General features: G+C 71.3%; 22 protein-coding genes and 2 pseudogenes. 20 read left to right on the forward strand and 4 right to left on the reverse strand.

Annotated features, from left to right (window positions below):
• Positions 1-389: 389 nt before the first annotated feature.
• The 15 genes and pseudogenes from pflB (at position 390) to DJ476_RS31275 (ending at position 15,251) form a co-directional block, all read left to right on the forward strand.
• Positions 390-2,648, forward strand: coding sequence for a formate C-acetyltransferase (gene pflB / locus DJ476_RS31215; RefSeq protein ID WP_112492077.1), 2,259 nt, complete (start codon positions 390-392; stop codon positions 2,646-2,648).
• Positions 2,645-3,382, forward strand: coding sequence for a pyruvate formate-lyase-activating protein (gene pflA, locus DJ476_RS31220; protein ID WP_103417895.1), 738 nt, complete (start codon positions 2,645-2,647; stop codon positions 3,380-3,382). The genes pflB and pflA overlap by 4 nt, the downstream gene beginning before the upstream one ends.
• 92 nt (positions 3,383-3,474) lie before the next feature.
• Positions 3,475-4,167, forward strand: coding sequence for a response regulator (locus DJ476_RS31225; protein ID WP_112492078.1), 693 nt, complete (start codon positions 3,475-3,477; stop codon positions 4,165-4,167).
• 117 nt (positions 4,168-4,284) lie between these two features.
• Positions 4,285-6,042, forward strand: coding sequence for a GAF domain-containing sensor histidine kinase (locus tag DJ476_RS31230; protein WP_112492079.1), 1,758 nt, complete (start codon positions 4,285-4,287; stop codon positions 6,040-6,042).
• Between the two features lie 295 nt (positions 6,043-6,337).
• Positions 6,338-6,967 carry a DoxX family membrane protein gene (locus DJ476_RS31235; protein WP_112492080.1) on the forward strand — a complete coding sequence of 210 codons (630 nt, stop codon included), beginning with the start codon at positions 6,338-6,340 and terminating at the stop codon, positions 6,965-6,967.
• A 152-nt stretch (positions 6,968-7,119) separates the two neighbouring features.
• A complete protein-coding gene (locus DJ476_RS31240; RefSeq protein WP_103417898.1) occupies positions 7,120-8,025 on the forward strand; it encodes a universal stress protein in 906 nt (301 codons plus the stop codon).
• Between the two features lie 227 nt (positions 8,026-8,252).
• Positions 8,253-8,693, forward strand: coding sequence for a pyridoxamine 5'-phosphate oxidase family protein (locus DJ476_RS31245; RefSeq protein WP_103417899.1), 441 nt, complete (start codon positions 8,253-8,255; stop codon positions 8,691-8,693).
• 369 nt (positions 8,694-9,062) lie between these two features.
• Positions 9,063-9,860 (forward strand): sigma 54 modulation/S30EA ribosomal C-terminal domain-containing protein, encoded by a 798-nt coding sequence (locus tag DJ476_RS31250; RefSeq protein ID WP_103417900.1) that lies wholly within the window; start codon positions 9,063-9,065, stop codon positions 9,858-9,860.
• A gap of 170 nt (positions 9,861-10,030) precedes the next feature.
• Positions 10,031-10,948 carry a universal stress protein gene (locus DJ476_RS31255; protein WP_112492081.1) on the forward strand — a complete coding sequence of 306 codons (918 nt, stop codon included), beginning with the start codon at positions 10,031-10,033 and terminating at the stop codon, positions 10,946-10,948.
• Between the two features lie 280 nt (positions 10,949-11,228).
• On the forward strand, positions 11,229-12,104 hold the full coding sequence (locus tag DJ476_RS31260) for a universal stress protein (protein WP_112492082.1): 876 nt from the start codon (positions 11,229-11,231) through the stop codon (positions 12,102-12,104).
• A gap of 324 nt (positions 12,105-12,428) precedes the next feature.
• A complete protein-coding gene (locus DJ476_RS36145) occupies positions 12,429-12,671 on the forward strand; it encodes a universal stress protein (protein ID WP_404827560.1) in 243 nt (80 codons plus the stop codon).
• Positions 12,605-12,781: pseudogene (locus DJ476_RS36150) on the forward strand (universal stress protein); the annotation flags it as partial. The gene DJ476_RS36145 and the pseudogene DJ476_RS36150, both read left to right, overlap by 67 nt.
• A 54-nt stretch (positions 12,782-12,835) precedes the next feature.
• The gene (locus DJ476_RS36155; RefSeq protein WP_404827600.1) at positions 12,836-13,327 is read left to right on the forward strand and encodes a universal stress protein; all 492 of its coding nucleotides are present in this window, start codon (positions 12,836-12,838) and stop codon (positions 13,325-13,327) included.
• Between the two features lie 32 nt (positions 13,328-13,359).
• Positions 13,360-14,382, forward strand: coding sequence for an alcohol dehydrogenase AdhP (gene adhP / locus DJ476_RS31270; protein ID WP_103417904.1), 1,023 nt, complete (start codon positions 13,360-13,362; stop codon positions 14,380-14,382).
• Between the two features lie 5 nt (positions 14,383-14,387).
• Positions 14,388-15,251 carry a universal stress protein gene (locus DJ476_RS31275; protein WP_103417905.1) on the forward strand — a complete coding sequence of 288 codons (864 nt, stop codon included), beginning with the start codon at positions 14,388-14,390 and terminating at the stop codon, positions 15,249-15,251.
• A gap of 423 nt (positions 15,252-15,674) precedes the next feature.
• On the opposite strand, the gene DJ476_RS31280 is transcribed toward DJ476_RS31275, so the two are convergent.
• The 3 genes from DJ476_RS31280 to DJ476_RS31290 form a co-directional block, all read right to left on the reverse strand.
• Positions 15,675-16,130 (reverse strand): cyclic nucleotide-binding domain-containing protein, encoded by a 456-nt coding sequence (locus DJ476_RS31280; RefSeq protein ID WP_103417906.1) that lies wholly within the window; start codon positions 16,128-16,130, stop codon positions 15,675-15,677.
• Between the two features lie 353 nt (positions 16,131-16,483).
• Positions 16,484-17,659, reverse strand: coding sequence for a cation:proton antiporter (locus DJ476_RS31285; protein ID WP_103417907.1), 1,176 nt, complete (start codon positions 17,657-17,659; stop codon positions 16,484-16,486).
• A gap of 4 nt (positions 17,660-17,663) precedes the next feature.
• Positions 17,664-18,143, reverse strand: coding sequence for a cation:proton antiporter regulatory subunit (locus DJ476_RS31290; protein WP_112492673.1), 480 nt, complete (start codon positions 18,141-18,143; stop codon positions 17,664-17,666).
• A gap of 359 nt (positions 18,144-18,502) precedes the next feature.
• Between DJ476_RS31290 and DJ476_RS31295 the strand changes: the two genes are divergently transcribed.
• From DJ476_RS31295 to DJ476_RS31305, 3 genes are all read left to right on the forward strand, one after another.
• Entirely contained in the window at positions 18,503-19,417 is a 915-nt protein-coding gene (locus DJ476_RS31295) for a universal stress protein (protein ID WP_112492674.1), read from the forward strand.
• A gap of 217 nt (positions 19,418-19,634) precedes the next feature.
• Positions 19,635-20,516 (forward strand): universal stress protein, encoded by an 882-nt coding sequence (locus DJ476_RS31300; RefSeq protein ID WP_208853548.1) that lies wholly within the window; start codon positions 19,635-19,637, stop codon positions 20,514-20,516.
• Positions 20,517-20,687: 171 nt separating this feature from the next.
• The gene (locus DJ476_RS31305; protein WP_241565544.1) at positions 20,688-21,065 is read left to right on the forward strand and encodes a cation-transporting P-type ATPase; all 378 of its coding nucleotides are present in this window, start codon (positions 20,688-20,690) and stop codon (positions 21,063-21,065) included.
• Between the two features lie 112 nt (positions 21,066-21,177).
• Here the strand turns inward: DJ476_RS31305 and DJ476_RS36160 are convergent.
• A pseudogene (locus DJ476_RS36160) lies at positions 21,178-21,261 on the reverse strand (succinyl-CoA--3-ketoacid-CoA transferase); the annotation flags it as partial.
• A 289-nt stretch (positions 21,262-21,550) separates the two neighbouring features.
• Between DJ476_RS36160 and DJ476_RS31315 the strand changes: the two are divergent.
• Both DJ476_RS31315 and DJ476_RS31320 read left to right on the forward strand, forming a co-directional pair.
• The gene (locus DJ476_RS31315) at positions 21,551-22,186 is read left to right on the forward strand and encodes a hypothetical protein (RefSeq protein WP_146066198.1); all 636 of its coding nucleotides are present in this window, start codon (positions 21,551-21,553) and stop codon (positions 22,184-22,186) included.
• A gap of 345 nt (positions 22,187-22,531) precedes the next feature.
• Positions 22,532-22,822 (forward strand): ANTAR domain-containing protein, encoded by a 291-nt coding sequence (locus tag DJ476_RS31320; RefSeq protein ID WP_318294820.1) that lies wholly within the window; start codon positions 22,532-22,534, stop codon positions 22,820-22,822.
• Positions 22,823-22,910 lie beyond the last annotated feature (88 nt).

The following is a 22,910-nucleotide window of genomic DNA, read 5'->3' on the forward strand; positions in this document are numbered from 1 at the left end:
CGGGCGATGCGGGGCCCTGGTTCGAGTGGAGCTCCTGGTGGCGCGGTTCGTAGCCGAGGACGAGGCTCCCGACCCAGATCGCGCCTGTAGCAGCCGGTGGACGAACACCACCGCCACCAGCATCCCGATCCGATCTGGTCTGTGCGTCGGCCGGACGCGGCGTCAGGGGCGAGCGCGGGCCCGCGCTTCACGCCACCCGTTCGGCTCCGGAGCGAAGACTGCCGCCGGCCGGCTCGCCCCACCGCGCCCGGTATCTGTCCGTGGGAGGCCGAAGGTCCCGCCGATCGGGGCCGCACGGGACACGCCCGGTGCCCTGACCGGCACTGCCCGCCACCGGCCCGTACGGCGAGCATCGGCAGTGACGAGACCGTCCGACGAGAGGACCTGCGATGACCGCGACGGTGACAGCCGCCCCCCGGACCGCCGACGCCTGGCGGCAGTTCACGGGGAGCGGGTGGCGTGCGCGTATCGACGTGCGTGATTTCATCCAGGCCAACTACACGCCCTACGAAGGCGACGCCGCCTTCCTGGCGGGTGCCACGGACCGCACACGGGCGGTATGGGAGAAGGTCAGCGCGCTGTTCCCCGAGGAGCGCCGCAAGGGCATCCTCGACGTGGACACCGCCACCCCCTCCACCATCACCTCGCACGCCCCCGGCTGGATCGACCGCGACCGCGAGCTGATCGTCGGCCTGCAGACCGACGCGCCGCTGAAGCGGGCGATCATGCCCAACGGCGGTCTGCGCATGGTGGAGAACGGGCTGAAGGCGTACGGCTACGAGCCGGACCCGTTCGTGACGCGGGTGTTCGACACGTACCGCAAGACCCACAACGCCGGCGTGTTCGACGCCTACACCCCGGCGATGCGCGCCGCCCGCAGGGTCGGCATCATCACCGGCCTGCCGGACGCCTACGGCCGTGGCCGGATCATCGGGGACTACCGGCGCGTCGCCCTCTACGGCACCGACCGGCTCATCGAGGCCAAGCACGCCGAACGCGCCGGTCTCGACGGCAGGCCGTCCACCGCCGACGTCATCCGCGACCGGGAGGAACTCGCCGAACAGATCCGGGCGCTGGGCGAGCTGACGGCGATGGCGGCCACGTACGGCTGTGACGTCAGCCGTCCTGCGGCCACCGCGCACGAGGCCGTGCAATGGCTCTACCTCGGCTACCTGGCCGCCGTGAAGGAGCAGAACGGCGCGGCGATGTCGCTCGGCCGGACCTCCACTTTCCTGGACGTCTACCTCCAGCGCGATCTGGACGCAGGACTCCTCGACGAGACGCGCGCCCAGGAACTGATCGACGACTTCGTCATCAAGCTCCGCATCGTCCGTTTCCTGCGCACCCCTGAGTACGACGCGCTGTTCTCCGGCGACCCGACCTGGGTGACGGAGTCCATCGGTGGCATCGGTGCCGACGGCCGCCCGCTGGTCACCCGCACCTCCTTCCGTTTCCTGCAGACCCTGTACAACCTCGGTCCCGCCCCGGAACCGAACCTGACCGTGCTGTGGTCCTCGCGACTTCCGGACGGCTTCAAGGAGTTCTGCGCACAGGTGTCCATCGACACCAGCGCCGTCCAGTACGAGTCGGACGACCTGATGCGCGAGCGCACCGGCGACGACACGGCGATCGCCTGCTGCGTCTCCGCCATGGTGGTGGGCAGGCAGATGCAGTTCTTCGGAGCCCGCGTCAACCTCGCCAAGGCACTGCTGTACGCCGTCAACGGCGGCCAGGACGAGATGACCGGCGACCAGATCGCCCCCGAGACGGCGCCGCTGACCGGTGAGTACCTCGACTACGACGAGCTGTCGGCGGCGTACGACCGCGTCCTGGACTGGCTCGCGCAGACGTACGTCGACGCGCTCAACGTCATCCACTACATGCACGACAAGTACGCCTACGAGCGCATCGAGATGGCGCTGCACGACTACCCCGTCCACCGCTTCATGGCCTGCGGCATCGCCGGCCTGTCCGTCGCCGTGGACAGCCTGTCCGCCGTCAAGCACGCCCGTGTCAAGGTCTTCCGCGACCGGACGGGGCTGGCCGTGGATTTCCGGACCGAGGGGGAATTCCCGGTGTACGGAAACAACGACGACCGTGCCGACAGCATCGCCGTCGACCTGGTGGAGTCGTTCATGGCGAAGGTGCGAAAGCACCCCGCCTACCGCGACGCGGAGCACACCCAGTCCGTGCTGACCATCACCTCCAACGTCGTGTACGGCAAGCACACGGGCAACACTCCTGACGGCCGGCGCGCCGGGCAGCCCTTCGCTCCCGGCGCCAACCCGATGAACGGCCGAGACAAGCACGGAGTGGCCGCCTCCGCCCTCTCGGTGGCCAAGCTCCCCTACGACGCCGCACGGGACGGCATCTCCCTGACCACCACGATCACCCCGGAAGGGCTGGGGCACGTCCCCGGGGAACGGGCCGGCCACCTGGTCGGCATCCTCGACGCCTACGTGTCCGCGGGCGGCTTCCACATGAACGTCAACGTGTTGAGCCGGGCCGTGCTGGAGGACGCCATGGAGCACCCGGAGAACTACCCCGAGCTGACCGTCAGGGTCTCCGGCTACGCGGTGAACTTCGTCCGCCTGACCCGCGAGCAGCAGCTCGACGTGATCAGCCGCACCTTCCACGGCGCACTGTGAGCACCTTGACGACAGGCCGGATCCACTCCTGGGACCTGTCCACCGGCGTGGACGGTCCCGGGACCCGGTTCGTGCTCTTCGTGAGCGGCTGCCCGCTGCGCTGCCTGTACTGCGCCAATCCCGACACCTGGCACATGCGCGACGGACGGGAGGCCACCGTCGACGAGGTGATGGCTGAGATCGGCAAGCTCCGGGGCTTCATCACCACAGCGGGGGGCGGGGTCACCGTCACCGGTGGTGAACCTCTGCTCCAGTCGACCTTCACCGCGGCGGTCCTGCGCCGCTGCAAGCAGGCCGGTCTGCACACCGCCCTCGACACCTCGGGCCTCCTGGGGGCCCGGGCCTCGGACGAGCTCCTCGCCGATACCGATCTGGTGCTCCTCGACATCAAGTCCTTCGACATCACCACCTACAGGAAGCTGACCGGCGGCGCACTCGCTCCCACCCTCAGCTTCGTGACCCGTCTGGAGACCCTGGGCAAGCGCGTGTGGATCAGGTACGTCCTGGTGCCCGGCTGGACCGACGACGAGATCGCCGTCGACGGACTCGCCGCGTTCCTCTCGGGCCTGGGCTGCGTGGAGCGGGTCGACGTCCTGCCGTTCCACAAGCTCGGCGCCGCCAAGTACGACGCACTGGACATCCCCTTCCCTCTGCGTGACACCCCGATACCCGACCCGGCGCTGGTGGACCGGGTACGGGGCCAGTTCCGTGAGCACGGGCTCGTGGCCCACTGACGCGGGCGAAAATGGGGCCGACCGGCCCTGGTCCCGGGCTGTCCGGGAAGATGAGGATGTCGGCACAGGACCAGGCATACGAGGAGCGGTCGATGGCGCACGGCGAGCAGGACGGCAGCACGGGGAGGCCGATCAGGGTGTTCCTCCTGGACGACCACGAGGTGGTACGGCGAGGGGTGCACGACCTACTGGAGGACGAACCGGGCATCACGGTCATCGGAGAAGCGGCGACGGCGGAGCAGGCATTGGTGCGGGTCCCCGCCCTGCGCCCCGACGTGGCCGTCCTCGACGTGCGTCTGCCCGACGGCGACGGGGTGACCGTCTGCCGTGAACTGCGCTCGACGATACCGGACCTGGCCTGTCTGATGCTCACCTCCTTCGACGACGAGGAGGCACTGCTGGACTCGATCATGGCGGGAGCCGCCGGGTACGTCCTGAAGCAGATCCAGGGATCGGACCTCGTCACGGCCGTGCGGACGGTGGCCCGTGGCCAGTCGCTGCTGGACGCGAGCGCCACGACCAAGCTCATGGCACGGCTGCGGGGCGGGCAGGCGGCCGAGGAGCCGGAGATGCTGCCGGGGCTGACCGACCGCGAGCGTGAGATTCTCGACCTGATCGGTGAAGGGCTGACCAACCGGCAGATCGGGCAGCGGCTGTACCTCGCGGAGAAGACGGTGAAGAACCACATCTCCCGCCTGCTCGCCAAGCTGGGCGTGGAGCGCCGCGTCCAGGCCGCGGTCATCGCCACCCAGGCTCGCGACCGTATGCGACCCGACGGCCGCTGAAGGCCGTCGCCCGGAACACCGCCGGCGGTCTCTTGTCCTCCTTCCTGTTCGAGCCGTTACTGTGGAGGCTGAACGGGCCAGTTGCCGACAGGCGGTGCGGCGTTGGAGGAGCAGCGGGTGGAGAGCGCCGAAGGAGCCCGCGAGGCTCGGGTACGGCTGCCGCAACTGCGGCTGGACGAGTTGCTGGAGGAGCTGCAGGCCCGGCTGGACGCGGCGCGCGGGACCCGGGACCGGGTTCACAGCCTCCTGGAGGCCGTGCTGTCGGTCGGCCGTGAGCTGGACCTGGAGCAGGCGCTGCGCAGTATCGTGGAGGCCGCGGCGGCCCTGGTCGACGCCGAGTACGCCGCGCTCGGAGTGATCGGCCCGGACGGCAAACGGCTGTCGGCTTTCCACACGGTGGGTGTGGACGAGGAACAGATCGCGAGGATCGGGCCCTACCCGGAAGGCCACGGCATCCTGGGCGAGCTCATCCGCCACCCGGAGCCGTTGCGACTGCCCAAGCTCTCCGAGCACCCGGCCTCCTACGGCTTCCCGGCCGACCACCCGCCGATGAACACCTTCCTCGGCGTCCCCATCCGGGTGCGCGATCACGTCTTCGGGAACCTGTACCTGACGGAGAAGCGCGGTGGGCAGCAGTTCGACGAGGACGACGAGTCGGTGCTCGCCACGCTGGCCGTGGCGGCCGGCGTGGCGATCGACAACGCCCGCCTCTACGAGGAGTCCCGGCTGCGGGAACGCTGGCTGCAGGCGAACGCGGAGATCACCCACACGTTGATGTCCGGTGCCGACCAGGGCGGGGTGCTGCCGCTGATCGCGGACCGGGCCAGGGAGATCACCGCTTCGGCCCTGAGCGTGGTGGCCATGCCGGTGAGCGGGACGGACACACTCGCCGTGGAACTCGCGATAGGCCAGGAGGCCGACGCATGGCGGGGGGTCGTCCTGCCGGTGGAAGGCACTCTCGTCGGAAGGGCGTTCGTCCACCGCGCCCCTGTCAGCACCGCGGACCTTTCACATGACTCCCCGCTCTCGGTCGGCCCGCCGCACTCCGACGGGCTGGGACCGGCCGTCGCCGTGCCCATCGGCTCGCGCGACGAGGCCCAGGGAGTGGTCCTGCTGGTCCGGCAGTCGGGCGGCCGGGAGTTCACCGGGAAGGAGACCGAGTCTCTCCAGGTCTTCGCCGCGCAGGCCGCCGTCGCGATGGAGCTGGCCGAACGCCGTCAGGACGCCGAGCAGATCGCCCTTCTGGAGGACCGCGACCGGATCGCACGCGACCTGCACGACTTGGCCATCCAGCGGCTCTTCGCCACCGGCATGACGCTGCAGAGTGCTGGGCGGCGGGTCCAGGACGGCGTGGCTTCCGAGCGCATCCTGCGGGCGGTGGACGACCTCGACGAAACCATCAAGATCATCAGGTCGACGATCTTCGGCCTGCGCTCCCGCGACGACGAGTCGGCGCCCGGCCTGCGCTCCCGCGCGGTACGCGCGATCGGCGAGGCAGCTCCTCTTCTGGGCTTCGCCCCCAGCGTCCGCATGGAGGGCCTGCTCGACACGCACGTGCCCGGTCGGATCGCCGACCACGTCATGGCCGTCCTCACCGAGTCCCTGACCAACATCGCCCGGCACGCCCACGCCGACCGTGCCGACGTGGTGCTGGACACCGACGGCAAGCAGGTCCGCCTGATGGTCACGGACAACGGCGTCGGCATCCCGGCCGGAGGCCGCCGCAGTGGGCTGGCCAACATGGCGGAACGCGCACGGACGCTCGGTGGCGACATGGAGCTGGATAGTCCCGAAGGAACGGGGGCACGGCTGGTGTGGCACGCACCCCTGGGGCAGTCCTCTGACACGGTCCGCAGCACCCGGCCCGCCTCGTGAGGGCGCGGGGCGGCAGCTGAGCGGCCCGCCAGTGCCTTCCGCGGGCCGCCGTCGAGCGGGGCCGACAGCTCGCCGGGCCGTCGCCTTACAGCGTGGCAGTCCCGGCGACGAGGGGCGAGGTCCCCTGGTGACCGGTGCCGCCGATGTGATGGCGATCGCCCACGCCGAACGCCCCTTTTCCTGAGGGCCGTTCAGCCCATCGGCGTGGACCTTTGGCCTCGGGTGCCGGGTGGCGCGGTCCGGAAGGGTGAGCGGTGCCGGGAAGCACTCGGCCCGTGTCGAAGGGATCGCCGTCATGGCTGTGCACCAGTCCGCTCACCGCAGCTCGCGTGTCCACCTGCCGTCGTTGCGCGGGACTCAGGCCGCTTCCGATCCGGAGGCTGGTGTGTCGGCGGGTGCCGGCACGCGTAGCGCACCGCCCCTTCTTCTCGCCTCGGCCCGTGTGCTGATGGGTTTCGTCTTCCTGTGGGCCTTCCTCGACAAGACGTTCGGCCTCGGTTACGCGACCGCCTCCGGCAGGGGCTGGATCGACGGTGGTTCGCCCACCGAGGGCTTCCTCGGGCATGTCGCTGTCGGTCCGATGGAGTCGACGTTCCACACGTGGGCGGGTGCGGCCTGGGCGGACTGGCTGTTCATGCTGGGTCTGCTCGGGGTCGGGCTGGCTCTGACGGCGGGGGTGGCGCTGCGTCTGGCAGCGCTCGCGGGAACGCTGATGATGGCGTTGATGTGGGTGGCCACATGGCCGCCCGCGCAGCACCTGTCGGACGGTTCGGCGAGCATGTCGACGAACCCGTTCGCCGACTACCACCTGGTCTACGCGGTGATGCTGATCGCTCTGGCGGCTGTCGCGGCCGGTGACGTGTTCGGTCTGGGGCGGCTGTGGGCCCGGCTCCCGGTCGTTCGTGACCACGGGTGGCTGCGCTGAACACGGCTGGTGGGGCGGGTCCGCCGACGGGCCCGTTTCACCAGCCCGTCGACAGGGACCGTCGGCTCTCTTCCGGGACCAGCGGCCCCCTGCCCGTGGGGCCGTCGCAAGACACGCTGGGAACAGACCGAATGACACAGGAGGTGGGCAGCATGGCCCGCTCGATCACCGTAGGACTCGACGGCTCGCCCGAGAGCCGGGCAGCAGCTGAGTGGGCGGCCCGCGAAGCGGCGCTGCGGGAGCGGCCGGTACGGCTGCTGCACGTGTGGCAGCCGGTGCCGGAGCCCATGGCCGAGGCCCCACCTCTCGGCACCGAGACACATCAGCACTGGACCGAGCGGATTCCCCGGGAAGCAGCGCAGGGGCTGATACTGCGTCACCCCGGCGTGGAGGTGACCACCGAGCAGCGGACAGGAGTTCCGGCGGAGGTTCTGCTCGACGCCACGCACGACGCGGAACTGCTCGTGCTGGGCTCCCGCGCCCTGAGCGGCCTCATGGGCTTCCTGGTCGGGTCGGTCGGCCAGTCGGTGGTCGCCCGGGCCGAGGTGCCCGTCGTTCTGGTGCGTGCCGGGGAAAGACCCGCCGACGAGCACGTCGAGGACCCCGTCGGCCTTCCGTCCACCGCTACCGGGTTCCGACCTGTGGTCCTGGGCCTGGACACCGACGGTCCCGAAGGCACGGTGATCACTTTTGCGTTCGAGGAGGCGCGACGTCGCGATGCCACGTTGACCGTCGCGACGGGCTGGAACCTCCCGTCCTCCTATGCGTACAGCCTGGCCGCAGGCGTGGACCTCCGCGAGGACATCATCCGGGAACACGCCATGGCACTCAGCGAAGTGCTCCTGCCGTGGCGCGAGAAGTACCCGGATGTTGAGGTGGCCGAAGTCACTCGGCTCGGCAGTGCCGCCGGCCTCCTGATCGACGCCTCGCGCGACGCCTCCCTCGTCGTGGTGGGCCGGCGCCTGCGCCGCAGCCCCTTCGGCGCGCGCATCGGTGCCGTCGCCCACGCGGTCATGCACCACGCCGTCGCGCCGGTCGCGGTCGTCGCACACGACTGACGCGCGGACACGCCTGCTGCCACGACGGCCACCACACTCTGTCCGCGTCGGCCGCGCATTGCCGTGACCGAACCGCTGTCGCCTGAGCGGTGGGCAGATCGGGGGAGAGGACATCGGCGTGTGGCCGTTCTGCGGCAGATCAGGGTCGGTCGGCCCCCGAAGCCGGCCGTCCCTGCCGTGAAGGATGAAGATGCGCGCAGGCCCACGCACGGAAAGGCGGCCGGCTGGTGTACCGCAATGATGGATTTCGGGAACTGAACCGGCGGGAGAGCCTGCGCCGGCTGGCCGAGGCGACGGTGGGGCGCATCGTCCACACGCGCGACGCCCTGCCGGCCGTCCTGCCGGTCAACTTCCTTGTCGAGGAGGACGGTGCCGTGTTGCTGCGTACGTCCGCCTCTTCCGAGCTGGTCCGTGCCGTCGACGGCACGGTCGTCGCTTTCGAGGCCGACGAGGTCGACCCCGCGGCGCACTCCGGCTGGAGCGTTGTCGTCACCGGTCTCGCCTCTGTGGTGACCGACCCCGACGAGCACGAACGCCTGGTCCGCACCGGTCCCCGCTCCTGGGCGCCCTGGCCCGTGGAGGTCTTCGTCCGTATCGAGCCGGAACTGGTCACCGGCCGGGAACTGGTCGGCGGGCGCACCCTCTACGGAGTGAACCTGCCCTCGTGAGCCCTCGGGTGCGCCCGGACATCGGCTCCCACCTTCCGCCGGCACGAGATCGTCCTGCCTACGCAGGAGCTTCGTGGCGGTGTCCCTCCCCGGCCAGGCAGGCCTCTTCCGATCTCTGCCCGGGGCACCGGCGGTTCACTAGCCGGGTCCGTACGGGCCGTCCGTGATCCAGGCTGCCTGCCGCCGATCGCTCTTCCCGGCCTTCCGGGCTCCGCGGATGGCTGTGGGCCGAAGGGCCCTCACCGGCTGTCCGGTGGTCCTCGCCCACGGGCCTCCCGCGGGTACGGGTGGCACCTCGGTGCGGACCTGTCGGCTCTGCCGGGGAGGCGCGGCGGAAGCCAGGATGAGGGAGACCGAGGAGGAGTTGCCATGAGTGGTCTCAGGACCAGCGAAGAAGTCGACGTCCAGGTGCGGAACCGAGGACAGGTGCCCCAGGAGGCGGAAGCCTACGCCCGGAGGAAGGTGCTCGTGGTGATCAGCCATGTGAGCGAACCGATCCTGTCGGCCCATGTGAAGCTCACGCAAGCCGCCCATGCTTCGACGGCCCGTCCGGCTACGGCTCAGGCCGTGGTGGACGTCAACGGCAGGCCGGTGCGGGCCCATGTCGCCGCGACCACCATGTTCGAGGCCGTCGATCTCCTGCAGGAACGCCTGACCGCGCGCATCGCCCGGGCACGGCGGTACCGGGCGCGCGGATCGCGCGGTGGCGGCCCGGACGACCGGACGGGGCAAGACGGTTCGGGTCATGAGCACCGCCCGCACCGCCAGCACCTTCCGGCCGAGGAGCGTCGCATCATCCGGCACAAGTCGTTCAGCCTGGCCCGGCAGACACCGCAGGACGCCGTGATCGACCTGGAGGCCATGGACCACGACTTCTGGCTCTTCACCGACCTGGCCTCGGGGCACGACAGCGTGGTCTACCGGGACGCTGTCGGCGGCCGGCACCGTATGGCGTCGCTCGGGACCACCGGCCGACAAAGGGACTTCGAGGGACCGCTGAGTGTCAGCACGGTTCCCGTCCCCGTGAGCGATGTGGACGGGGCCGTCCGCCGACTGCGCCTGACCGGCCTCCCCTTCGTCTTCTTCCACGACACCGGCACCGGCCGGGGCAGCGTGCTCTACCACCGCTACGACGGCCACTACGGACTGATCACCCCGGCCCTGTAGGGGGAGCATCTCACCGCCGTACCGCCCGTTCCGGCTCTTCCGGAATCGGACAGCACGCGGTCGACGGCCCGAGCGCCGCCGCCAGGCACCGCGTCCGGGCCGTTGCCCCGCCCTCGCCTTCGCTCTGCCGCCGCTCCTCGACCAGACGTACCCCCTATTCGGAGGAAACCATGTCACGACGTACCGTCATCGCCGCCGTGGACGGCTCGGCCGAGTCGCTCGCCGCAGCGGCGTGGGCTGCCCGGGAGGCCCGCCTGCGCGGTCTGCCCCTGCAGCTCCTCCATGCCCGGCAGGACCGTTCGCCGCTCTTCAGCCCCGCCCTGTCGGGGGGCATGGGTCCCACACCCGACGGAACCACCCTGACCCGGCACCGGGCGGAGCGCGTCCTGGCTGAGACGGCCGATCGGCTGGGGGAGGGGTACCCCGACCTCGACGTCAGCGCCGAGCGGGTGGTCGGGCGCCCCGCGGAGGTGTTGCTCTCCGCGACGGAGCGGGCGGAGGTCCTGGTGATGGGATCGAGAGGGCTCGGCGCCCTCGGGGGCTTCCTGGCCGGATCGGTGTCCACGCCCGTCATCGCACGTGCTGAGCGCCCGGTTGTCGTCGTCCGGCCCGGCGAACGGGTCGAGGACGAGGCCGGTGGCAGCGCGGTGGGCCGGCAGTACCTCGACGTGGTGCTCGGCCTCGACCTCTCCCGGCCGTGTGACGAGTTGATCTCGTATGCCTTCGAAGCCGCGACCGCTCGCGGGGCCGGGCTGCGGGTCGTCCACGGCTGGACCGCCCCGGCCGTCTTCGACCACGACCCCGCAGCCGCCGACCCCGGCCACCGTGTCGCCAGGGGACTGCGTGAAGCGAGCGCGCTCACAGACGTACTGCGGCCGTGGCGCGGCAGGTTCCCGCAGGTCGAGGTCACGGAACAGTGTGTCGTCGGCAGGGCCGCCCACCACCTCGTGGACGCCTCCGCGGACGCCTCACTGGTGGTGGTGGGGCGGCGTGTACGCCGGGCACCGTTCGGCACGCACGTCGGGTCGGTCACGCACGCGGTGCTGCACCACGCCGCCTCCCCGGTGGCGGTGGTCCCCCACCTGTGAGCGCGTACGGTCGGCTCGACGCGGACGGACAGACCACCGGAGCCGGCCGTCTCCGCTTCCCTGGCACACCGGCTCCCCGAAGCGGTCCTTCCGGCGGTCGCGCCGTCCGCCGCGGCCCGGTACCGGTTCGAGGCCTCACCGGCCGGTACAACCAGGGCCGCTCAGGCCCACACCAGGGACGATCGGCCCGAGCGCCGTTCGCCGGACCCGTGTGAGGCTCACACCATCACACCATCACGTCCTCTGGGGTCTCCCCCCAGCGGCAGCATCAGGAGGCAACATGTCCGGCACCATCACCGTAGGACTGGACGGGACCGACCACGCCTCGGCGGCGGCCGATTGGGCCGCGGAAGAGGCGGAGCGCCGGGGATCGGCCCTGCGCCTGGTGCATGCCTGGGTCTGGCGCCCCACCGACGTGGCGTACGTCGGAGACCGGGCGGCCGAGGAGCGCTGGGTACGCAACGTGCTCGACCAGGTCCGGTCCCGCGTGGCCAGGGACCATCCGGCCCTGGACGTCACGACCGAGCTGATCGTCGACGACCCGGTGCCCACCCTCCTGGCCGAAGCCGCACGCGCCGACATGCTGGTGCTGGGATCGCGCGGTTACGGCACGCTGACCGGTTACCTGCTCGGTTCCGTCTCGATGAAGGTGCTGCGCCAGGCCGCCGGGCCGGTCGTCATGGTCGGGAAGCCGCACTCCGCCACGCCCGGGCACGCCCAGGAAGTGGTGGTCGGCTTGGAACCCGGACAGATCGGTGACGCGGTCATGGAGTTCGCCTTCTCAGCCGCGAGCGAACGCGGAGCGGCCCTGCGTGCCGTACACGCCTGGAGCGTCCCGACGGCCCTCGCCTGGAGTCCGGGTTCGCTGTACCGGGTCGACGAGGCGAACGGTCTGGAGCAGATCAACAGGGAGGTGCTGACCGAGACCCTCAAGCCCTGGCGCGACAAGTACCCGCAGGTCGAGGTCGTCGAGCACTTCGAGATCGGCTCCGCCTCGGAGGTCCTGCTGTCCAACAGCGTCCGGGCCGGCCTCGTGGTCGTCGGGCGTCGCAGTCACGATGCGGGCCTGCGACGTCTCGGTCCGGTCACCCACGCCGTTCTGCACCACGCCACAGCTCCTGTGGCGGTCGTGCCTCACGACTGTCCTCCCGGGTAGGACCGCCGCCCGCATCCCCCCGCCGTGCGGACGAAGGAGCGTGCGATGTCTCCTCGCCCGCGGCGGCCGGAGCGGCCTGGCCGGACCCCCCGGCCCGCGCCCGGGCCGGGCGGTGCCCGCCCGGTGCCGCTCGGCCCGGTGCGGCTCTGGCCGTCCGCTTCCGGGCGTCCGGGGCCCTCATGACTGCGGCCGAGTGCCCCGGAGCGCCCGTCCACCCACACTGATAGGGCCGGTCGGCCCCTGCCGGGGACAAGCGGCCCCTGCCCCGAGAACCTGCCGAACACGACGCTGGAACCAGAGCATCCGACACCGGAGGGGACCATCATGGCCCGCACGATCATCGTAGGACTCGACGGATCGGCTGAGAGCGGAGCCGCTGCGGAATGGGCGGCGCGCGAGGCGAAGCTGCGCGACGTGCCGGTACGGCTGATGCACGTGTGGATGCCGGTGCCGGAACCGATGGCCCAGGCCCCGCTCCTGGGAGCAGAGACCCACCAGCACTGGACCGAGCGGGTTCCGCGCGAGGCCGCCGAAGGGCTCAGACTGCGCCACCCGGGGTCGAGGTGAGCACCGAGCAGCGTGACGGGACGCCGGCCGAGGCCCTCGTGGAAGCCGCCCGCGACGCCGAGCTGCTGGTCCTGGGGTCCCGAGGGCTGAGCGGGCTCGGCGGCTTCCTCGTGGGCTCCGTCGGACAGGCCGTGATCGCCCGGAGCGAGGTGCCCGTGGTCCTGGTGCGCGCCGGGGCACAGGCGGCCGACGAGCACGTCATGGACCCTGCCGGCATTCCGTCCGCCGCCAGCGCGTTCCGGCCCGTCGTCCTCGGCCTGGGCAGTCCCGACGGCACCGTCATCGCCTTCGCTTTCGAGGAGGCACGGCGCCGGGAGACCGCTTTGTACGTGGTCCAGGCCTGGGACACGTGGCCCTACGCCGTCTACACCATCGGGCCGGGCTTCGAGCACCACGAGGGATTCACCCGGCAGCGGGCCGACGCGCTCGCCGACACGCTGCGTCCCTGGCGGCAGAAGTACCCGGACGTCGAGGTCGTCGAGATGTCCCGCCCGGGCAGCGCCGCCACCCACCTGATCGACGCCTCCCGTGACGCCTCCCTCGTCGTCGTCGGCAGGCGTGTGCGCCGCAACCCCTTCGGCACCCACATCGGGGCCGTCACCCACGCGGTGCTCCACCACTCCACCGCGCCTGTCGCCGTCGTCGCACACGACTGACGCACATCCGTACACGAGAGAACGAGGACATCATGAAGGCAGCGGTCGTACGGGAACTCGGTCAGCCCCTCGTCATCGAGGAGCACCCCGACCCCGAGCCCGGCCCCGGGCAGGTCCGCGTCCGCGTCGAGGCGTCCGGGCTGTGCCACACCGACATCCACGCCGCGCACGGTGACTGGCCCGTCAAACCCGCCCCACCGTTCGTGCCCGGCCACGAAGGCGTCGGCCTCGTCGAGAAGCTCGGCGAGGGAGTCACGCATCTCGCCGTCGGCCAACGGGTCGCCGTGCCGTGGCTCGGCAGCGCGTGCGGGCGCTGCGAGCACTGCCTGTCGGGCTGGGAGACGCTGTGCGAGAGCCAGGTCAACACCGGTTACGGCTGCGACGGCGGATACGCCGAGAAGATGCTGGCCTGGGCCGACTTCGCCCAGCTGGTGCCCGAGGGCGTCAGCGCCGTCGACGCCGCCCCGCTGACCTGCGCGGGCGTCACCACCTACAAGGCCCTGAAGGTCGCCGGCGTCCGGCCCGCACAGCTCGTCGCCATCTCCGGAGTGGGCGGTCTCGGCCATCTGGCGGTTCAGTACGCCAAGATCGCCGGCGCCACCGTCGCCGCCATCGACGTCACCGACGAGAAGCTCGAACTCGCCCGGGAACTGGGCGCCGACATCCTCATCGACGCCCGTATCCAGGACGTCGGGGCGGAGCTGAAGCGGCACGGCGGCGCCCACGCAGCCCTCGCCCTCGCGGTCAGCCCGGCCGCGTTCGAAGCCGCCAACTCGGGTCTGCGGCGTGGTGGGAAGCTCGTCATGGTGGCCCTGCCCGCGCACGGCACCATCCAGGTGCCCATCTTCGACACCGTGCTCAACGGCACCTCGGTGATCGGCTCCATCGTCGGAACCCGCCAGGACCTCGCGGAGGTCTTCCAGCTCCACGCGGACGGCCGGACGAAGGTCATCCACGAGACCCGACCGCTCACCGCCGTCAACGAATCGATCGACGACGTGCTCCACGGCAAGGTCAAGGCCCGCATCGTCTTCGACCTCGGCGCGGGAGGCTGAGAGCGATGAACCTGCCCCTCATCGTCGGCGTCGACGGCTCCGAGCCCAGCCTGCGGGCCGTCGACTGGGCGGCCGACGAGGCCGCCCTGCGCCGGGCGTCCCTGCGGATCGTGTACGCCTCCCTGTGGGAGCGCTACGAAGGGCCCGCGCTCGCGCCGGAAGTCGGCAGCACGTCCGGGCGTGTCACCGCGGAGGACATCCTCGCGGCCGCGGCCCTGCGGGCGCTGCGCCATCATGCCGAACTGCCCGTGACGACCGCCGACGTGCTGGAGGAGCCTGAGCACGCCCTCGTGCGCGAAGGCCGCGACGCGTCCGCCGTGGTCGTGGGCACCCGTGGACGCAGCGGTCTCGCCGATCTGCTTCTGGGCTCCGTCAGCCTGACCGTGGCCGCGCGAGCGGACTGCCCTGTCGTCGTGATCCGTGGCAACCACAACAGCCGTGCTGTCGGCGGAGGGCAGGACCACATCCTCGTCGGAGTGGCCGACGCGCCGACAGCGGCGGTGCGCTTCGCCTACGCGGAGGCGAAGCGGCGCGGCGTCGCCTTGGAGGCGGTACGGGCGTGGCGGTGCCCCATGCACGAGACGGTCGGCCACCCTCTGCTCACGGGTGGTCCCGAGCGACTGCATGAGGAACGGGCGGCCAAGGAGCTGGAGGAAGCTCTCGCCGACGCTCCCATGGAGGTTCGGTTGCGGCGGCGCACAGCGGAGGGCCCCGCCCACAGGGTCCTCCTGGCCGCCTCGCGAGACGCCGGCCTCCTCATCGTGGGCCGACGGCGTCCCGGCCGGCCGGGGCCTCATCTGGGACGGGTCGCCCACACGGTCCTGCACCACTCCGGCTGCCCTGTCGTGGTCGTGCCGGAACCGGAGTGAGGGAAGGGCCCCGACGCGGGACGGCGGGGAGTGTGGATCAGCTTCTGCCAGGCGCTGGCATGCCCCGTTCACCCGCGACACACGGGTGGAGTACCTGCCGGAGAGTTCGCGGTGACGGGACAGCCGGAGTGCGAGGGAGTCGCTGGACGGCCGGTGGGAGTACCGCGTGCAGATCCCCGTTGTGCGAAGCGTCTCCCGCCGGCCGGCTCTTCTTCGGTAAGGGCGGAACGTCTGCTCGCGCGGGTGGAGACCGGGCGTGCCGACAGTCATGTTGTGAGCAACGACGCCTTGTGAGTGGCGTGGTTGTTCAGCAGGAGATGCTCCATCGACCAGGTCTGAGGTGGTCCGCCGTTCGACCGGCGGACCACCTCATCGCTCGCGTGGTGCGCGACACGAGACGACCGGCTGCGTCGAAGGGCGTGCTCACGCTCCTGCTCGGCCGCCGCGATGAGCGTCGAGGCTGAGGAGCCGCTCACGTGTCGCCCGGAGTCGGCATGCGACCACCGAGCCGACCCAGACAGCGATCGAGCGCCCGAACTCCGCGTCCGCGGCACACATGGCCCGTACGGTCGCCGCGTCGAACTCCCAGGCGCGCACCTGGCTCACAGCCTGGGCGCCCAACTGCCACCGGTAGGGCGGGAAGTGCCAGGACCATCCGAGGAGCTCCTCGTGACCGAGGGAATCGATGGTCGAGGCCGACCGCCCGGGGGCTCGCGAGTCGAGGGCGACCGTGCCGCTCCGGATCACCCAGAACCGGTCTGCGGGCCCGCCCTCCTCCAGCAGCCGGGCGCCTGGCTCGAAAACGGCTTCCCGGGCCGTGCGCATCAGCCGGTTCCGGTGTGCGGTCGGCAGGGCCGCGGTCATCATGGTGGTGGTCATCGTGCCGGTTCCCCATCTCTCTCCGACGGCTGTCCGGCCGTGGCATGCTGCCGGTCGGAATCGCATGCGCCCACGGCGCGGGCTCTTGACCCAGACTGTTTCCCAGCAGGGGGTGTGAGCCATGTGCCGATCGGCCCCGCCGGGGAGCCGTTCGGCCCCACTGGCCTGCCCGGTTGTACCGCCGCGCTCCCAGGAGGAGCGCCGGACGAGGGGGAAGCGCGGGATGCAGCTTTGCCGCGGCCCGCTCCGCAGGGCCGGGAGACCGGCCCTGGTTCCCGTGCCGTCGCAGGCTCATACGGTGGTCCTTCGAGGCCGGACGCCAACCCCACGGGGGTGCGGTGCCGTCCGGCGGATCAGGACACCGGCGTGCTGCGGCGCGGTGAGCGCTTCGGATCGGAGGGGCGTGATCCGGTGAAGCGGGTGATGACGGGGCCGGCCACGGCGAGCAGGAGGACATAGGCGGCCACCAGGGCGCCGAGCCGGTCGTGACCGGTGCCCACGAGGCCGATGATGACGATGGAGAACTCGCCCCGGGCGATGAGCGCGGTTCCTGCCCGCAGGCGTCCTCGGCGTCCCACCCCTTCGCGGCGTGCCGCGTACCAACCGGACGCCACCTTGGTCGCGGCGGTGACCACGGCCAGGAGCAGGGCGACCGGAAGCACCGGCAGCAGCGAGTTCGGTGGGATGGACAGGCCGATGGCGAGAAAGAACACGGCGGCGAACAGGTCTCGCAGCGGACTCAGTACCTTCCGTGCCCGGTCGGCCGCTTCGCCCGTGAGGGAGAGCCCGACCAGGAAGGCGCCGACCGCCGCCGAGACGTGGACGGCCTCCGCGAGGGCCGCGACGACCAGTGTCACGCCCAGGACGCGCAGCAGCAGCTGCTCCGCGTCGGGGTGCGACAGCAGTCGCCCCAGGTGATGCCCCCACCAGTAGGACATGGTGAGCGCGGCCACGACGGCGGCCAGGGCCAGCAGCACTCCCAGTAGGGCCTGCTGCCATGTTCCTCCGGCAGCCACCACGGCGAGCAGCGGGAGGTACGCGGCCATCGCGAAGTCCTCCAGCACCAGTACGGACAGCACTGCCGGGGTCTCCCGGTTGCTCATCCTCCGCAGGTCGCCCAGGAGCCGGGCGACGATGCCCGAGGAGGAGATGTAGGTCACCCCGGCGAGCGCCAGAATCCCTCCGGCGTCCAGCCCGAACAACCATCCCGCCACCGCACCGGGGGTCGCGTTCAGCACGAGATCGACCCATGCCGAGGGCAGGTGGCGGCGCAGACTGACCGTGAACTCCGGCACGGTGAACTCAAGCCCGAGTACCAGCAGCAGTAGAACGACGCCGATGCCCGCGCCGGTCTCCACGAAGGAACCGGCTGCCGGGACCGGGGCGACGCCTCCCTCGCCCAGGGCCAGTCCGGCCAGGAGATACAGCGGGATCGGGGACAGCGCGTAGCGTCGCGCCAGCGTACCGAGCAGACTCAGCGAGGCGAGGATGATGCCCAGCTCCAGCAGCAGGGCGACCGAGATGTGCATCTGCTCAGCCCCGGACGAGCTGTTCCACCGCGGCGATCCCCTCGCGGGTCCCGATCACCACCAGTACGTCTCCAGCACATAGGACCTTCTCCGGCCCGGGGGACGGGATGACGTCCTCACCACGGACGATCGCCACGATCGACGCACCTGTCCGTGTGCGTGCCCTGGATTCCCCCAGCGGGCGGCCGACGTACGGGGTGCCGGCGAGCACCTCGACCTGCCCGGCGCTGAGCCCGGGCACCTCTTTGGTCAGATCCGCGAACCGCTCGGCGATGCGCGGCGCGCCCAGGATCCCGGCGAGGACGTCGGCCTCCTCGCCGGTGAGCCGGAAGACGGCCCGCGCCTGATCCGGGTCCCCCTCTCCGTAAACCGCCAGTTCGAAGTCGCCGGAGCGCCTGGCGACCACACCGACCTTGTCGCCCTCCAGATTGACGAACTCGTAGAGCAGCCCCACACCCGGCAGTAGCACTTCGTTGACATCCACCTGCACTCATCCCGTCCGCCGTGAAATCGCTGTCGTGCGGCCCGGTGCCCCGACCGCCGTGCCCTGGGTATTCGGCATCCGGGGGCGGCGGCTCAAGCTCCGGCCTCGGCCTCGGAGGCCCGCGGGCCACTCTTCCTCGCGTTGGGCTTGGGCCGGCAGGACCCGAGCGGCCCCGTACGGAGGGCCGAACGGGCCTCCGTACGACAAGTGGCTCCGGCCGGGACGCTGACAGCCGCCGTGCCGGACGGGCGTGTCAGGCCGGTCGGCCCTGAAAGTGGCCCACACGCCCCATGGCGGGGGGAGCACGTGCGGGGTGGGCTGGGAGACGAGAGTCAGGCGGTCCGGAGGCAGGAGGCATGATGAGTGGTCCGGTGGTTGTGGGTGTGGACGGGTCGGAGTCGAGTTTCGCCGCGGTGGAGGCGGCGGCTCGGGAGGCGCGGGCGCGTGGGCTGGGGCTGCGGGTGGTGCACGCGCTGGTCTGGCCGGTGACGTACGTGCTTCCGCGCCCTTCGCCGGGAGGCACGTCGCCGTTGGGGCCGCCGCCGATGGACACGTCAGAGGCCGGGCTCCGGAAGATGGCCGGGGGTCTGGTGACCGAGGCGGTCGGGCGGGCGCGGGCGGTGGCGCCGGGTGTCCAGGTCAGCCACGCCGTGGTGCCCGGCGAGCCCCTGACCGTCCTGGAGGCGGAGTCCCGTGCGGCCGAGCTGGTCGTGGTGGGGTCCCGGGGGCTGGGCGGGTTCGTCGGGCTGCTGGCCGGGTCGACGGCGGTGCACCTGGTGGCGCACGGGCGGTGTCCGGTGCTGGTGGTTCGCGAGCAGCCACGCGCGGACGGCCCGGTCGTACTGGGCGTCGACGGTTCAGCGGCGGGCGGACCGGCGGTGGACCTCGCCTTCGCCACGGCGGAGCGGCGGAAGGCCCCCCTGGTGGCCCTGCACGCCTGGACGACGTGGAACGCGCCGCTGCCCGCTCCACAGGACGCTTCCGCTCCGTACGCCGGCCCACCGGGTGCTCTCGCCGAGGAGGAGACGCTGCTGTCCGAGGCCCTCGCGGGCTACCGGGCACGGTACCCGGACGTGGTGGTGGAGCGCCGGGTGGTGCACGGCCGAACACGCGAGGCGCTGATCGGCGCGAGCCGCTCCGCACAGCTGGTGGTGGTCGGCGCCCGAGGGCGGGGCGGGTTCGCCGGACTGCTGCTCGGCTCGGTCAGCCAGGCCGTGCTGCACCACGCCCACTGCCCGGTCGCAGTGGTGCGGGCGCCGGGCGCGCGGCACTGACCACGCCCCGGCGCGGGGCCGGCCGGTGCGTTCCGGGGTGCGGACGCGGACTGCCGAACAGACGGCGACGGCGCCGCAGGGCATGTGCGCGCGCAGAGCGGGCGCCCTGCTCGGTCGCGACGGCGGCCCGTTGGTCCCTGGGCGCAACGGATGGGCTGCGACCAGGATGGGGATCACGGGGCCGCGCATCGGCGGCGTCCCGGGACGGGAGACTGCAATGACTGATCCGGTGATCGTAGGGGTGGATGGTTCCGCTTCCAGCCTTGAGGCGGTCGACGTGGCGGCTCGTGAGGCGCGCCTGCGCGATGCCCCGCTGCGGATCGTGCACGCATTCGGCCATGTACCCGGACACCGACCGGCCGGCGGGCCGCCGCGGAGCCCGGCCGACCACGGCCTGGAGCCGATGGTCCGGGGAGCGCTGGCCGATGCCGAGGAACGGGCCCACGCGGCGGCACCGGGCGTGGCCGTGACCCGGTCGGTGGTGGCGGGGGAGGCGTTGGAGGTGATGGAGATCGAATCGCGCTCGGCGTCCTTGGCCGTCGTCGGCAGCCGGGGCCTGAGCGGGTTCTCGGGGTTGCTGCTGGGCTCGACGGCGGTGCATCTGGCCGCGCACGGCCGTTGCCCGCTGATGGTGGTGCGAGGCCGCACCGACCCGTCCGGAGCGGTGCTGCTGGCCGTCGACGGATCCGATGCCGGTGGGGCGGCTGTGGAGTTCGCGTTCGCCGAGGCCGCTCTGCGCGGGGCGCCGCTGGTGGCCCTGCACGTCTGGAACACCTGGAGCGAGCGCGCCTACGAAGGCCCCGGAGACCCCCTCAACGCCATGGTGGTCGACATCGAACGACTCCGAGAGGCCGAGCAACGCCTGTTGGACGAGACGGTCGCGCCCTGGCAGAAGGTCTTTCCCGATGTCACGGTGGAGCGGCGGCTGGAGCGTGCCCGGATCCGCCCGGCCCTGCTCGACGCCAGCCGCGACGCACAGCTGGTGGTGGTCGGCGCCCGGGGACGCGGTGGTTTCACCGGCCTGCTGCTCGGCTCCGTCAGCCAGGCTCTGCTGCACCACGCACACTGCCCCGTCACCGTGGTCCGCGGCCAGGAATGACCGTGCCTCGGCAGCCCACGACCGGGAGCAGCGCTCTGCCGGTACCGGGGGCCCGCAGCCGGACGCCCACCGACGCGACGCCGCCGACGTGACCGGCTCGCTCGCAGTGGTTCCGGCACGTTGCCTGACCACTGCGGACGCCGAACGACGGGCCGACGCCTGGGGCGCGCAGTGGTTCCGGCACGGGGCCTGACCACCGCGGACGCCGGACGACGGGCCGACGCCCGGGGTGCCAACGAACCGGCCGAACCGGTCCGCCGGCCGCAGTGGTTGCGCCTGCTGGACCAGTTCCGCAGCTGGCTGATCGGTATCCCTGGCGAGCGGTGCGAGAACGGTCGGGTCGTTCGGAGGCGCGGAGTACGAGGCACCATCGAACCGCCGACTCTGGAGGCTGAAGAAGTGACAGGGAGAATCGGCACGGTCACGGTGGTCCTGGGGCCCTTGCCCTTCTCAATCCCACCGGGATCGGCCAGGCGGTGCGTGCGCTTGCCCACTCGTGCGTGCACGACTTCCTCGGGTGGGCCGCAGTCGTGTCGGCGGCTCTCCTGACAGCTCAGGTCGGTCGACCGTGACGCCCGTCTGACGCTCCGGGCGCCCACGCGGTGCACGAGCAGTCCAAGAATGCCATCTGACCTGCTGTTTCTTACGGTGGGCGCAAGCTGGCGTCTTCGAAGAACGAGGCGCCGGGAAGGGCGGTCACAGTCTCCTTGTCGGCGTTGATCAGGCCGGGGTCGACCCCGCTATCTCGTGCGGAGCCGCATGGCGTGGAGTGTGGGGCGGGCGTAACGTGAACCGGGGGCGAGGTACTGCATGTGGGGGTTTGCATGCATCATTCCGACTTGCCGGGAGGTAGCGGCATGGTACGGAGTATCCGCAACACCATAGGAATCATCTTGGCAGTCGTCGGCGCTGCCGCGGCCCTCTGGGCGCCATTTCGCAGTTGGTACAACGGTCGGGTCGGACACGACTTCCGAGTCTGGGAACTCTTCACCGGAGCGGGCGTGACGGACTCGGGCGCGGGACTGTTCGCATCCATGTTCCTGCCCCTCCTGGTCGGCGCGGTCCTCACGGTTCTCGGAGTGGTGTTCCGATCGCGACTGCTGGTCCTCACCGCCGGAATCATCACCCTCGGGTTCGCCATCCTTTGGATGGTGCGACAAGGGCAGGCTGAAGGCAGTCTTACGGTCACGGGCGACAGCGACGGGCTCGGTAGCGGAGTGGGGCTCGCCCTGCTCGGTGGTCTCCTCATGCTGACCGGCGCGGCCGTGATGGGTGGCCGTGAGCGCAGGGCCGTGCGCAAGGCGCGCGACGGGCAGGACCAGCAGGAGCGGAACGTGTTGGACCACGAGGACCGGGACAGTCGCGGCGCCGAGGCCGAGCGCCCGTACGACATGGCCGCCCGGGACCAGGAGACACGGGACGTGGCCGGTGCCGGTTCCGCCCGCCGTACCCCATCGGGAGAGGGCGGTCCACCGCAGCGCATGGTCCGGCGGCCGGAGCAACAGGCGTCGGCACCGCGCGGTCTGCCGGTTCCGGCCAGGGACTCGGACAGCGGTGATCGAGGGCGCGAGGGTTCCGACCGTACGCAGTACGAGCAGAACGATGCGGCCGGTGGTTCCCACGACTCGAAGAAGGGCCGCTCGGGAGGGTCGGACGGGTCGCAGTGGTGACAGGCTCAGGAGGCGTCCAAGAGAGCTGGCGAATCCAGCTCGGCCACCGCCGCCCCCTGGTCGGCACGGCAGTTATGTGAGACGGTGAAAGAAGCATCCGGACCATGGGCAGCAGTTTCTCCTGCTGTCCACGGTTGGTTGAACAGACATCAGCGCGTGCGAGCTCTCGAATTCTCGCATGCAGCCGCGCCAGCACCCCAGCCCCCGGTGCGCGCCGCTCGATCATTTTTGGGGGCCACGCCCGTGCGACCGTCTACGAACTCCAGGGAAGACCACGAGCGGGACGCTGTGGTCTCCCGAGAGCCGCAAGGCGCAAAGCAGGAATTACTCCATCTTCGCCGCGAGGTGGACGGGCTGAGACGAGCACTCCAGACCCGCCCCATGATCGACGTGGCGCTCGGCATGGTGATGGCGACCGAGGGATGCTCGTTGGACGAGGCCTGGCTGATCATGGTGAATTCCTCCCAGCGAACCAACACCAAGCTCCACACGCTCGCACTGCGCCTCACGGAAAGTTCCGCGAGCCCGATATCGCCCGGGTTTTCGCACAGCGCGCCGCCTGCCTGGTCCCGCAGTGACGAGGCAGGCGGCGCGAACGCGGCGGCGCCGGATGGCGTCAACCCAGTGGCGACATGACTCCGGTGCATTCACCAAGCCCGTACTGAATGGGGGCGGAGCAGGAGAAGGCTGCTCGAGTAGCCACCGAATCGCGCACGGCGGATCG

It is taken from the genome of Streptomyces bacillaris, from assembly GCF_003268675.1.
Lineage (GTDB): Bacteria > Actinomycetota > Actinomycetes > Streptomycetales > Streptomycetaceae > Streptomyces > Streptomyces bacillaris.

What these genes read in the sequence shown, in the direction of transcription:
- DJ476_RS31255 (WP_112492081.1), top strand. Translation starts at nt 10,031, where the DNA reads ATGTCACGACGTACCGTCATCGCCGCCGTGGACGGCTCGGCCGAGTCG.
- DJ476_RS36145 (WP_404827560.1), top strand. Translation starts at nt 12,429, where the DNA reads ATGGCCCGCACGATCATCGTAGGACTCGACGGATCGGCTGAGAGCGGA.
- DJ476_RS31240 (WP_103417898.1), top strand. Translation starts at nt 7,120, where the DNA reads ATGGCCCGCTCGATCACCGTAGGACTCGACGGCTCGCCCGAGAGCCGG.
- DJ476_RS31260 (WP_112492082.1), top strand. Translation starts at nt 11,229, where the DNA reads ATGTCCGGCACCATCACCGTAGGACTGGACGGGACCGACCACGCCTCG.
- DJ476_RS31280 (WP_103417906.1), bottom strand. Translation starts at nt 16,130, where the DNA reads ATGACCACCACCATGATGACCGCGGCCCTGCCGACCGCACACCGGAAC.
- DJ476_RS31315 (WP_146066198.1), top strand. Translation starts at nt 21,551, where the DNA reads ATGTTCCTGCCCCTCCTGGTCGGCGCGGTCCTCACGGTTCTCGGAGTG.
- pflB (WP_112492077.1), top strand. Translation starts at nt 390, where the DNA reads ATGACCGCGACGGTGACAGCCGCCCCCCGGACCGCCGACGCCTGGCGG.
- DJ476_RS31235 (WP_112492080.1), top strand. Translation starts at nt 6,338, where the DNA reads ATGGCTGTGCACCAGTCCGCTCACCGCAGCTCGCGTGTCCACCTGCCG.
- DJ476_RS31275 (WP_103417905.1), top strand. Translation starts at nt 14,388, where the DNA reads ATGAACCTGCCCCTCATCGTCGGCGTCGACGGCTCCGAGCCCAGCCTG.
- DJ476_RS31225 (WP_112492078.1), top strand. Translation starts at nt 3,475, where the DNA reads ATGGCGCACGGCGAGCAGGACGGCAGCACGGGGAGGCCGATCAGGGTG.
- adhP (WP_103417904.1), top strand. Translation starts at nt 13,360, where the DNA reads ATGAAGGCAGCGGTCGTACGGGAACTCGGTCAGCCCCTCGTCATCGAG.
- DJ476_RS31250 (WP_103417900.1), top strand. Translation starts at nt 9,063, where the DNA reads ATGAGTGGTCTCAGGACCAGCGAAGAAGTCGACGTCCAGGTGCGGAAC.
- DJ476_RS31295 (WP_112492674.1), top strand. Translation starts at nt 18,503, where the DNA reads ATGAGTGGTCCGGTGGTTGTGGGTGTGGACGGGTCGGAGTCGAGTTTC.
- DJ476_RS31300 (WP_208853548.1), top strand. Translation starts at nt 19,635, where the DNA reads ATGACTGATCCGGTGATCGTAGGGGTGGATGGTTCCGCTTCCAGCCTT.
- DJ476_RS31285 (WP_103417907.1), bottom strand. Translation starts at nt 17,659, where the DNA reads ATGCACATCTCGGTCGCCCTGCTGCTGGAGCTGGGCATCATCCTCGCC.